The sequence below is a fragment of the Streptomyces sp. NPDC030165 genome, assembly GCF_055573595.1.
Genome location: NZ_JBVIBD010000008.1, coordinates 231,837 through 241,836 on the forward strand (window position 1 = coordinate 231,837; position 10,000 = coordinate 241,836).

The window sequence follows — 10,000 nt, forward strand, 5'->3', positions numbered from 1 at the left end:
TCCGCTTCTGAGGAGCACCCGTGCAGACCCGTACCCTCGGCACCACAGGCCCGCAGACCTCGGCCCTCGGCCTCGGCTGCATGGGCATGTCCGCCCTGTACGGCGACCCGGGCGACCGCGCCGAGTCCGTCGCCACCATCCACGCGGCCCTCGAAGCCGGCGTCACCCTGCTGGACACCGGCGACTTCTACGGCATGGGCCACAACGAACTGCTGATCAACGAGGCGCTGCGCACCGCCCCCGCGGCCCGCCGCGAGCAGGCGCTGACCAGCGTGAAGTTCGGCGCCCAGCGCACCGTCGAAGGCGACTTCATCGGCTTCGACGGCCGCCCCGCCGCAGTGAAGAGCTTCGCCGCGTACTCGCTCCAGCGCCTGGGCACCGACCACATCGACATCTACCGGATCGCCCGCCTCGACCCCGCCGTGCCGATCGAGGAGACGGTCGGCGCCATCGCCGAACTGGTCGAGGCCGGTCACGTACGGCACATCGGCCTGTCCGAAGTGGGCGCGGACACCCTGCGCCGGGCCGCCGCCGTCGCCCCCATCGCCGACCTCCAGATCGAGTACGCGCTCATCTCCCGCGGCATCGAGGAGGCGATCCTGCCCACCGCGCGCGAGCTGGGCATCGGCATCACCGCGTACGGCGTGCTCTCCCGCGGCCTGCTCAGCGGCCACTTCACGCGCGACCGCAAGCTGGACGCGGGCGACTTCCGCGCCGCGAGCCCGCGCTTCCAGGGCGAGAACCTGCACCGCAACCTCGATCTGACCGACGCGCTGCGCACGATCGCCGAACGGAAGGGCGTCACGGTCGCGCAGACCGCCATCGCCTGGGTGCTCGCCCAGGGCGAGGACATCGTGCCGCTGGTCGGCGCCCGCCGCCGGGACCGGCTGACGGAGGCGCTGGGCGCGCTGGACGTCACGCTGGACGCCGGCGACCTCGCGGCCATCGAGCGCGCCGTCCCGGCCGGCGCCGCGGCCGGTGACCGCTACCCGACGGACCAGATGGCCCTCCTGGACAGCGAGCGCTGACCATCGGGGCACGGGCGGGGACCGTGCGGGTACCGTCCCTGGAAGGACGCCTCCGCGTCCGTACCAGGACGCCCCGCGCGGCGCCCCCGACCGAAAGGCCCGTACGCCCGCCATGCCACCAGCCGAGACCCTGACCCCCGAACGCATCCTCGAAGCGACCGAGGACGTGCTGCGCCGTTACGGCCCGGCCAAGGCCACTGTCGTCGACGTGGCGCGCGCGCTGGGCGTCAGCCACGGCAGCGTCTACCGGCACTTCCGTACGAAGACGGCGCTGCGCGAAGCGGTCACGCAGCGCTGGCTGGACCGGACGAGCGGCCAACTGCGGGCCGTCGTCACCGAGGACGGCCCGGCGCCGGAGCGGCTGCGCCGCTGGGTGCACACGCTGTTCGCCGCGAAGCGGCACAAGGCGGGCGACGACCCCGAACTGTTCGCGACCTACATGACGCTGGTCGGCGAGAGCGGTGGCGTCGTGGAACAGCACGTCGCCGACCTGACCGGCCAGCTGGCGGCCATCATCCTCGACGGCATCGGCCAGGAAGCGTTCGCGCCGGGCGACTCGGCGACCCTGGCACGCGCCGTCTTCGACGCGACCGGCCGCTTCCACGATCCGCACTACGCGGCGGAGTGGTCACGGCCGGGGATCGAGGAGGCGCTGGGGGCGGTGGTGGAGTTGGTGTTGCGGGGGTTGCGGGGTTGACGTAACGGCGGCGACTGTCGGCGATGCCCGTTACGCTGAGTGTTGACTGGGTCACTTCGCGGGGAGGGTGCATCATGACAGTGATGCTCGAACGACCGAAGATCATAGACGTTCCCCACGGCTCGGCAGCCTTCCAGGAGCTGTGCCGCACCGTCCTGAGCATGGACGTGCCCGATGGCTACCGGGCGGAAATCATCGGGGAAAAGATCGTCATGTCGCCGTGGTCGAAGCTCTACTACACGCCCGTCATGCTGTCGGTCGAGGCACAACTGAGGCCACACGCCCCTGACGGACACCTCATCGCAAGCGCTCCTAGCCTGGTCGCGTTCCCGGGCCAGGACCGATGCTACGGGCCAGACCTTTACGTCGCCGCTGCGAGCGCGTTCGACACCGACGCCACCTTCCTCGACGGCGAAGCGCTCTCACTCGTCGGCGAGCTGACCTCCACATCGACACGTGGCGCGGACTGGGAGGACAAACTTCCTGTGTACGGGCGCGCCGGTGTGCCGGTGTACCTGCTCCTGGACATGCAGGAGCAACACGCGATCGTGTTCTGGGAACCCTCCGGAGATGGCTACACCAAGCGCCGCACTGTGCCGTTCGGTGACAAGCTCCGCATCCCTGAGCCCTTCGACTGTGTCCTGGACACTACGGACTTCGTCCGGCCCTGACCCCCTCACACCCCCAAGAACCGCAACACCGCCAGCACCCGCCGATGATCCGCGTCCGCCCTCGGCAGGTCCAGCTTGGCCAGGATGTTGTTGATGTGCTTCGCCACCGCCGACTCGCTCACCACGAGCGCTCCCGCGATGCCCGCGTTGGAGCGTCCCTCCGCCATCAGCGCCAGGACCTCCCGTTCGCGTTCGGTCAGCCGCTCCAGCGGATCGCTGCGGCGCCGTACGAGCAGCTGTGCCACCACCTGCGGGTCCAGTGCCGTGCCACCGTCCGCGACCCGGCGCAGCGCCTCGATGAACTCCTCGACGTCCGCGACCCGCTGCTTGAGCAGATAGCCGATACCGCTGGTGTTCGAGGCGAGCAGATGGGCGGCGTACCGTTCCTCCACGTACTGCGACAGCATCAATACGGCCGTGTCCGGCCACCGCTCCCGGATCTCCAGCGCCGCGCGCACCCCCTCGTCCGTGAAGCCGGGCGGCATCCGTACGTCCACCACCGCGAGATCAGGGCGGTGTTCGTCCACCGCCGCCACCAGCGCCTCGGCGTCACCGACCTCGGCGGCCACCTCGAAACCGGCCGCCTCCAGCACCTTCACCAGGCCGACCCGCAGCAGGACGGAGTCCTCGGCGATCACGGCGCGGCGTACGGCGGGCGTCAGGTCGTGCACGGCAACTCCACGGTCATGGCGGTCGGGCCCCCGACGGGGCTGCTCATCCGGAACGTCCCGTCCACGGAGCGCACACGCTGGGCGAGCCCCTTCAGGCCGCTCCCCCGGGCCGGATCGGCACCGCCCCCCCCGTCGTCGGTGACGACCACCCGCAGTATCTCCCCGAAGCGGGTCGCGGTCACCTCCGCCCGGGTCGCCTCCGCGTGCTTGGCCACGTTGTTCAGGGCCTCGGAGACGACGAAGTAGGCGACCGCCTCGACGGCGGGCGCGGCCCGGACGGGCAGGTCCGTCCACAGCCGCACCGGCAGCGGCGCCCGGGCCGCGAGGCCCGACAGGGCGGCGTCCAGGCCGAGTTCGTCCAGCACGGCCGGGTGCAGGCCGCGCACCAGGCTGTTCAGTTCCTCGATGGCTTCCTTGGCCTCGCGGTGGGCCTCGTCGATGACCTGCTGCGCCTCGGGTGGCAGGTCCTTGAGCGTGGCCTTGGCCAGCCCCAGGTTGAGCGCGAGCGCGACCAGCCGCTGCTGCGCGCCGTCGTGCAGGTCCCGCTCGATACGGCGCCGTTCGGCGTCGGCGGCGTCGACCGCGCCGGCCCGGCTGACCGTCAGGTCGTCGACGCGCCGCCGGAGTTCCTCGGAGTGGCTGACATGGAGCACGGCCCGGCCGACGGCGTTCTCCAGCCGTACGAGGCCGCCGGCCAGGGCGGGTACGGCGGCCAGCACGAGCAGGCCCGCGGCCGCGGCGTACCCGGTCTGGGTGGAGTACCCGTGGTGTTCCACCCGCCACCGCCAGTCCACCGCGAAGATCCACACCGGGCTGGCCGCCGCCGCCAGGGCCGCTCCCAGCACCGCCAGCAGGAGCAGTTCGAGTGCCCCGAAGAGCGGGCCGATCAGGCAGTTGTAGGCCCACTGCCGCTTCCCCTCACGCCAGCGCAACCTTGGCAGGTCCACGCCGCACAGCGACCGGAACCGCCACCGCTGGGCCTCGGTGACGCCGTAGGCGGAGAGGGCGAGCAGCCCCGCCGGAATCGGCAGCCCCAGGGTTCCGAAGTCGGTCGCCGGGCCCAGGATGTCCTTGAGGTGCAGGAACACCCAGAGGCACAGCAGCGGCGGTACGGCGTGCAGCGGCAGCCCGGCGCCTATGAACAGGAGGTCGCGGCGCAGCCGTACGAGCGCACGGCGCAGCCGCGGTGGGATGGTCATGATCAAACGGTATGCGGCGGCCTGGCGGGCGGGCCATGAAGGCAGTGTCCGCACCGGAGGTGCAACTGGTGCCACCCCAAGTCGGACACCGGCGTTACTGACCGTGGCCACCCCCGCCGGAAGAGTGGAACCCGAGCCCGAAGGCCGGGTTCGCCCACCCCGGAAGAGGCACACTCATGGCGCTCCTCGCCCTCAACTCCCCTTGCGGCACCCGCCCGTTCGCCCTGGCGGCGAGCCGTCGTACGTGGGCGGGCCGCGTCCTGGCCGGTGCCGGGCTGGCCCTGCTGCCGTGGATGGGCTACCTGGCGGGGACGCTGCCGCCCGCGGAGGCGGCGGCGTGGGTGGCGCTGGACGCGACGGAGGCGGCGTGCCTGCTGGCCGCCGGTACCCGGCTGATGACCGGGCGGACGGGCCACCGGGCCGCCGCGGCGGTGGCGGCGGTGCTGCTCCTCGCCGACGCGTGCGTCGATGTGGCGACGGCCGGGCCGGGGAGCGAGCTGCTGGGTGCCGCGGTCATGGCGGTCGGGGCGGAGTTGCCGCTGGCGGTGCTCTGCGGGGCGCTCGCCGTGCGGCCGGGACGGTGAAAGACGGCCTCGGACGCCGGCCGGGCCGCGATGTCCCGGCCTCAGCACACAGGCCGGCCGGGCCGGGAGATCCCGGCCCGGCCGGCCTGTGAAGAACCGAACGGCGTCAGCAGCCCAGCAGACGCCCGCCCAGGTACGACTGGATCTGGTCCAGCGACACCCGCTCCTGCTTCATCGTGTCGCGCTCGCGCACGGTGACCGCGTTGTCGTCCAGGGTGTCGAAGTCGACGGTGACGCAGAACGGCGTGCCGATCTCGTCCTGGCGGCGGTAGCGGCGGCCGATGGCACCCGCGTCGTCGAAGTCGATGTTCCAGTTCTTGCGCAGGTCCGCGGCGAGGCCCTTGGCCTTCGGCGAGAGCTGCGGGTTGCGGGACAGCGGCAGGACGGCGACCTTGACCGGTGACAGGCGCGGGTCGAGGCGCAGCACCGTGCGCTTCTCCATCTTGCCCTTGGCGTTCGGCGCCTCGTCCTCGTTGTACGCGTCGAGCATGAAGGCGAGCATCGCGCGGCCGACACCGGCCGCCGGCTCGATGACGAACGGGGTGTAGCGCTCGCCGGCCTCCTGGTCGAAGTACGACAGGTCCTGGCCGGACGCCTTGGAGTGGGAGGACAGGTCGTAGTCCGTGCGGTTGGCGACGCCCTCCAGCTCGCCCCATTCCGAGCCGCCGAACTGGAAGCGGTACTCGATGTCAGCGGTGCGCTTGGAGTAGTGCGAGAGCTTCTCGGCGGGGTGCTCGTACCAGCGGATGTTCTCCTCGCGCAGGCCGAGGTCGCGGTACCAGTTCCACCGCTGCTCCATCCAGTACTCCTGCCACTGCTCGTCCTCGCCCGGCTTGACGAAGAACTCCATCTCCATCTGCTCGAACTCGCGGGTGCGGAAGATGAAGTTGCCGGGCGTGATCTCGTTGCGGAAGGACTTGCCCATCTGCGCGATGCCGAACGGCGGCTTCTTGCGGGAGGTCTGCTGGACCTGGGCGAAGTTGGTGAAGATGCCCTGCGCGGTCTCGGGGCGCAGGTACGCGACGGAGCCGCTGTCCTGGGTCGGGCCGAGGTGGGTGGAGAGCAGGCCGGAGAACTGCTTGGGCTCGGTGAACTGGCCCTTGTTGCCGCAGTTCGGGCAGTTGACGTCGGCGAGGCCGTTCTCGGGGAGGCGGCCGTGCTTGGCCTCGTACGCCTCTTCGAGGTGGTCGGCGCGGAACCGCTTGTGGCAGGCGGTGCACTCGGTGAGCGGGTCGGTGAAGGTCGCGACGTGGCCGGAGGCCACCCAGACCTCGGGCGCCAGGATCACCGACGAGTCGATACCGACCACGTCGTCGCGCGAGGTGACCATGGAACGCCACCACTGGCGCTTGATGTTCTCCTTGAGCTCCACGCCGAGGGGACCGTAGTCCCAGGCGGCGCGCTGGCCGCCGTAGATCTCACTGCACGGGTATACGAAGCCACGGCGCTTGCTCAGGCTGACGATTGTGTCGATCTTGTCGGCGGCCACGGTGCTCTCTTCATTGCGACGACGAACGATTAATAGGAGCGGCGCCCTGGCGCCTCCTGGAGGGGTGGTGGCCGGGAAGCGTACGGGCGAATGACTCAGGTTACCGGCGGCCCTGCCCCCCGGATCAAATCGGTTCGCCGCCCGTCCGCTCCGGACCCCCTTGTTGACAATCGTTTCCACTTTTGTTGAAAATGAGTGTCATGAACGTACGACGTCACATACCCGCCGCCGTCATCGCCGGAGCCTCCGTGATCGGCATGCTGGCCCTCTCCGCCTGCTCCGACTCCGGCGGGGGCAAGGCCGACGGCAAGCTCGACGTGACGGCGTCGTTCTACCCGATGGAGTTCCTCGCCAAGGAGATCGGCAAGGACCACGTCCAGGTCACCGACCTCACCAAGCCCGGCACCGAGCCGCACGACCTGGAACTCAGCCCCCACCAGATCGCCGACCTCGGCGAGTCCGACGCGATCGTCTACCTCAAGGGCGTCCAGCCCGCCGTCGACAAGGCCGTCCAGCAGTCCGGTGTCGAGCACACCGTCGACGCGGCGTCCCTGACCGAGCTGACGAAGCACGGCTCGGAGGTCGACGGCCACGACCACACCACCGGCGACAACGGCACCGGCCACGACGAGCACGGTCACGAGGGCCACGACCACGGCCACGAGGCCGACGCCAACGACCCGCACATCTGGCTCGACCCGGTGAAATTCGCCCAGGTCGCCAAGGGAGTGGGCAAGACCCTCGCGGACGCCGACCCCGCGCACAAGGCGGACTACGCCCGTAACACCGACGACCTGGTCAAGAAGCTGAACGACCTGAACAAGAAGTTCCAGGACGGGCTGAAGAACAAGAAGTCGGACACCTTCATCACCACCCACGCCGCCTTCGGCTACCTCGCCGAGCGCTACGGCCTGACCGAGGAAGCCATCAACGGCATCGACCCCGAGTCGGGCGACGTCAGCGGCAGCCGCATGAAGGAACTGCAGAAGCTGGCCGCGGACCACCACGTCAACACGATCTTCTTCGAGACGCTGACCAGTCCCCAGATGGCCAAGACCCTGGCCAAGGACCTCGGCGTCAAGACCGCCGTGCTCGACCCCATCGAGGGGATCACCGAGAAGTCCCAGGGCAAGGACTACATCCAGGTCATGGAGGCCAACCTCGCGGCGCTGCAGAAGGCGCTCGGCGCCAAGTGACCGGGCGGACGGCGCGGCCGGCGGACCGGCGGGACCAGCACGTACGGCACGACGGGAGGATGCGGCCATGAAGGACCAGGACACGGTCATATCGCTGCGCGGGGCGGGTGCGGCGCTCGGCGCACGCCCCGTCCTGCGCGGCGTCGACCTGACCGTACGGCGCGGTGAGGTGGTGGCCCTGCTCGGCGCCAACGGCTCCGGAAAGTCCACCGCCGTCCGCGCGGTCGTCGGCCAGGTGCCGCTGACCAGCGGCGAGCTGGAGCTGTTCGGCACCCCGCAGCGCCGGTTCAAGGACTGGGCGCGCATCGGGTACGTCCCGCAGCGCACCACCGCGGCGGGCGGCGTGCCCGCCACCGTGCGCGAGATCGTCTCCTCCGGCCGGCTGGCCCGTACGAAGCTGAAGTGGCCCGGCCGAGCCGACCGGGACGCCGTCCACCGGGCGCTGGACCTGGTGGGCATGGCGGACCGCGCCAGGGACTCCGTCGAGGCGCTCTCCGGCGGCCAGCACCAGCGGGTGCTGATCGCCCGCGCGCTCGTCGGCGCACCCGAACTGCTGATCATGGACGAGCCGATGGCCGGGGTCGACCTGGCCAGCCAGGAGGTGCTGGCCGAGACACTGCGGGGGCAGGTCGCGGCGGGCGCCACCGTGCTGCTCGTGCTGCACGAGCTGGGCCCGCTGGAACCGCTGATCGACCGCGCCGTGGTGCTGCGCGACGGCTGCGTGGTGCACGACGGCCCGCCGCCCGAGGCGGTCGGCCAGCACGCCCTGCCCGGCCACGACCACGTCCACCCGCACGCGGACCCGGCCGCCGAGCCGGTCCGGACCGGGCTGCTGACCTGAGACGGACTGACCTGACATGGACCTCCTGAACTACGCCTTCATGCAGCGCGCGCTGCTCGCCGCCCTCCTGGTCGGCGTCACCGCGCCGGCCGTCGGCATCTACCTCGTACAGCGCCGCCAGGCGATCATGGGCGACGGCATCGGCCACGTCGCGCTGACCGGTGTCGCGCTGGGCTTCCTGCTGCGCACCTCGCCCGTGTGGATGGCCGTACTGGTCGCCGCGCTCGGCGCGATCGCGATGGAGCTGGTGCGCTCCAAGGGCCGTACGCGTGGGGACATCGCGCTGGCGATGCTCTTCTACGGCGGTATGGCCGGCGGCGTGCTGATCGTCAACCTGGCGCCCGGCGGTTCCACCGCCAACCTCACCAGTTACCTCTTCGGTTCGATCACCAGCGTCTCCGCCGAGGACGTGACGGTCACCTGCGTGCTGGCCGCCTTCGTGATGGCCGTCACGCTCGGCCTGCGCCGGCAGCTGTTCGCCGTCTGCCAGGACGAGGAGTTCGCCCGCGTCATGGGCCTGCCCGTGCGGTGGCTGAACCTGCTGCTGGCCGTCACCGCCGCGCTCACCGTCACGGTCGCGATGCGCGCCGTCGGCCTGCTGCTCGTCAGCGCGCTGCTGGTGGTTCCGGTGGCCGCCGCGCAGCAGGCCACCCGCGGCTTCGCGATGACCCTCGCACTGGCCGTCGCCATCGGTGTCGTGGTCACCCTCTCCGGTACGGTCTTCTCCTTCTACGTGGACGTGCCGCCCGGCGCGAGCATCGTGCTGCTGGCCATCGCGGTCTTCGCGCTGATGGCTGCGCTGGCCGCCCCGCTGGCCAGAAAGCGCGCGCGGGCCGCAGCCGAGGCCGCCAGGCAGTGCACTCTGGACGTCCCCGGCAGCCGCTCCCCCGGCGACGATGTCAGCGTGCAAGGGGCCAAGGGGTAGGCATCTGCGTAAGCGTTGCACCCGGGCTCCGGTCATCACCTGGCACAATGGCCGGACTGATGTGCAGGGGGACGTCCCGAGACCTAGGGAGGCAACGGTGGCGAGCGCTGGATCTCCGGTGCGCGGCCGGTCGACGCGGCAGCGGGCCGCCGTGGCAGCGGCACTGGACGAAGTGGACGAGTTCCGCAGCGCGCAGGAACTGCACGACATGCTCAAGCACCGGGGGGACTCGGTCGGGCTGACCACCGTCTACCGGACGCTGCAGTCCCTCGCCGACGCGGGCGAGGTCGACGTGCTGCGGACCAACGAGGGCGAAGCCGTCTACCGGCGGTGCAGCACCGACGACCACCACCATCACCTGGTGTGCCGCAACTGCGGCAAGGCCGTCGAGGTGGAGGGCCCGGCCGTGGAGAAGTGGGCGGACCAGATCGCCGCCGAGCACGGTTTCCAGGACGTCGGGCACACCATCGAGATCTTCGGTACGTGCGGTGAGTGCGCGGCCAAGGCGGCCGCCGGCTCCGCCTGACGCGGAGCGCACCGGCAGCGGCATACGGAAGCGGGGGGGGGGGGGGGGGGGGGGGGGGGGGGGGGGGGAGAGGAGGGGGGGGGGGGAGGGGGAGGAAAAAGAAGGAAAAAGAACAGAGGAGGAGGGAGAGGGGGGGGGGGGGGGGGGTGGGGGGAATGGCGGGTCGAGAACAT

The 10,000-nt window shown here is 71.0% G+C and carries 11 protein-coding genes; 8 read left to right on the plus strand and 3 right to left on the minus strand.

Annotation, left to right across the window (positions count from 1 at the left end; translation table 11 throughout):
* Window positions 1–20 precede the first annotated feature (20 nt).
* From ACZ4Z1_RS17740 to ACZ4Z1_RS17750, 3 genes are all read left to right on the plus strand, one after another.
* Window positions 21–1,028, plus strand: a complete 1,008-nt coding sequence (locus ACZ4Z1_RS17740) for an aldo/keto reductase (protein ID WP_468487515.1) — start codon at window positions 21–23, stop codon at window positions 1,026–1,028.
* 112 nt (window positions 1,029–1,140) lie between these two features.
* On the plus strand, window positions 1,141–1,725 hold the full coding sequence (locus ACZ4Z1_RS17745) for a TetR/AcrR family transcriptional regulator (protein ID WP_468487516.1): 585 nt from the start codon (window positions 1,141–1,143) through the stop codon (window positions 1,723–1,725).
* A gap of 74 nt (window positions 1,726–1,799) precedes the next feature.
* Window positions 1,800–2,396: a Uma2 family endonuclease gene (locus ACZ4Z1_RS17750; protein WP_468487517.1), complete on the plus strand. Its 597-nt coding sequence runs from the start codon at window positions 1,800–1,802 to the stop codon at window positions 2,394–2,396.
* 5 nt (window positions 2,397–2,401) lie between these two features.
* Here the strand turns inward: ACZ4Z1_RS17750 and ACZ4Z1_RS17755 are convergent, their stop codons facing one another.
* Together ACZ4Z1_RS17755 and ACZ4Z1_RS17760 are read right to left on the minus strand one after the other, a co-directional pair.
* The gene (locus tag ACZ4Z1_RS17755; protein ID WP_468487620.1) at window positions 2,402–3,034 is read right to left on the minus strand and encodes a response regulator; all 633 of its coding nucleotides are present in this window, start codon (window positions 3,032–3,034) and stop codon (window positions 2,402–2,404) included.
* A gap of 20 nt (window positions 3,035–3,054) precedes the next feature.
* Complete coding sequence (locus tag ACZ4Z1_RS17760; protein WP_468487518.1) at window positions 3,055–4,266, minus strand: sensor histidine kinase; 1,212 nt, start codon at window positions 4,264–4,266, stop codon at window positions 3,055–3,057.
* Between the two features lie 176 nt (window positions 4,267–4,442).
* On the opposite strand from ACZ4Z1_RS17760, the gene ACZ4Z1_RS17765 reads away from it, so the two are divergent.
* Window positions 4,443–4,850, plus strand: coding sequence for a hypothetical protein (locus tag ACZ4Z1_RS17765; RefSeq protein WP_468487519.1), 408 nt, complete (start codon window positions 4,443–4,445; stop codon window positions 4,848–4,850).
* Between the two features lie 106 nt (window positions 4,851–4,956).
* On the opposite strand, the gene ACZ4Z1_RS17770 is transcribed toward ACZ4Z1_RS17765, so the two are convergent.
* Window positions 4,957–6,339, minus strand: coding sequence for a glycine--tRNA ligase (locus tag ACZ4Z1_RS17770; protein WP_030675633.1), 1,383 nt, complete (start codon window positions 6,337–6,339; stop codon window positions 4,957–4,959).
* 200 nt (window positions 6,340–6,539) lie between these two features.
* Here ACZ4Z1_RS17770 and ACZ4Z1_RS17775 point away from each other — a divergent pair, with 200 nt between their 5' ends.
* The 4 genes from ACZ4Z1_RS17775 to ACZ4Z1_RS17790 all read left to right on the plus strand — a co-directional run bounded on the left by ACZ4Z1_RS17775 (window position 6,540) and on the right by ACZ4Z1_RS17790 (window position 9,827).
* Window positions 6,540–7,535, plus strand: coding sequence for a metal ABC transporter substrate-binding protein (locus ACZ4Z1_RS17775; RefSeq protein ID WP_468487520.1), 996 nt, complete (start codon window positions 6,540–6,542; stop codon window positions 7,533–7,535).
* 67 nt (window positions 7,536–7,602) lie between these two features.
* Window positions 7,603–8,376 carry a metal ABC transporter ATP-binding protein gene (locus tag ACZ4Z1_RS17780; protein WP_468487521.1) on the plus strand — a complete coding sequence of 258 codons (774 nt, stop codon included), beginning with the start codon at window positions 7,603–7,605 and terminating at the stop codon, window positions 8,374–8,376.
* Window positions 8,377–8,392: 16 nt separating this feature from the next.
* The gene (locus ACZ4Z1_RS17785; RefSeq protein ID WP_468487522.1) at window positions 8,393–9,301 is read left to right on the plus strand and encodes a metal ABC transporter permease; all 909 of its coding nucleotides are present in this window, start codon (window positions 8,393–8,395) and stop codon (window positions 9,299–9,301) included.
* A gap of 97 nt (window positions 9,302–9,398) precedes the next feature.
* The gene (locus ACZ4Z1_RS17790; protein ID WP_030021954.1) at window positions 9,399–9,827 is read left to right on the plus strand and encodes a Fur family transcriptional regulator; all 429 of its coding nucleotides are present in this window, start codon (window positions 9,399–9,401) and stop codon (window positions 9,825–9,827) included.
* Window positions 9,828–10,000: the final 173 nt, after the last annotated feature.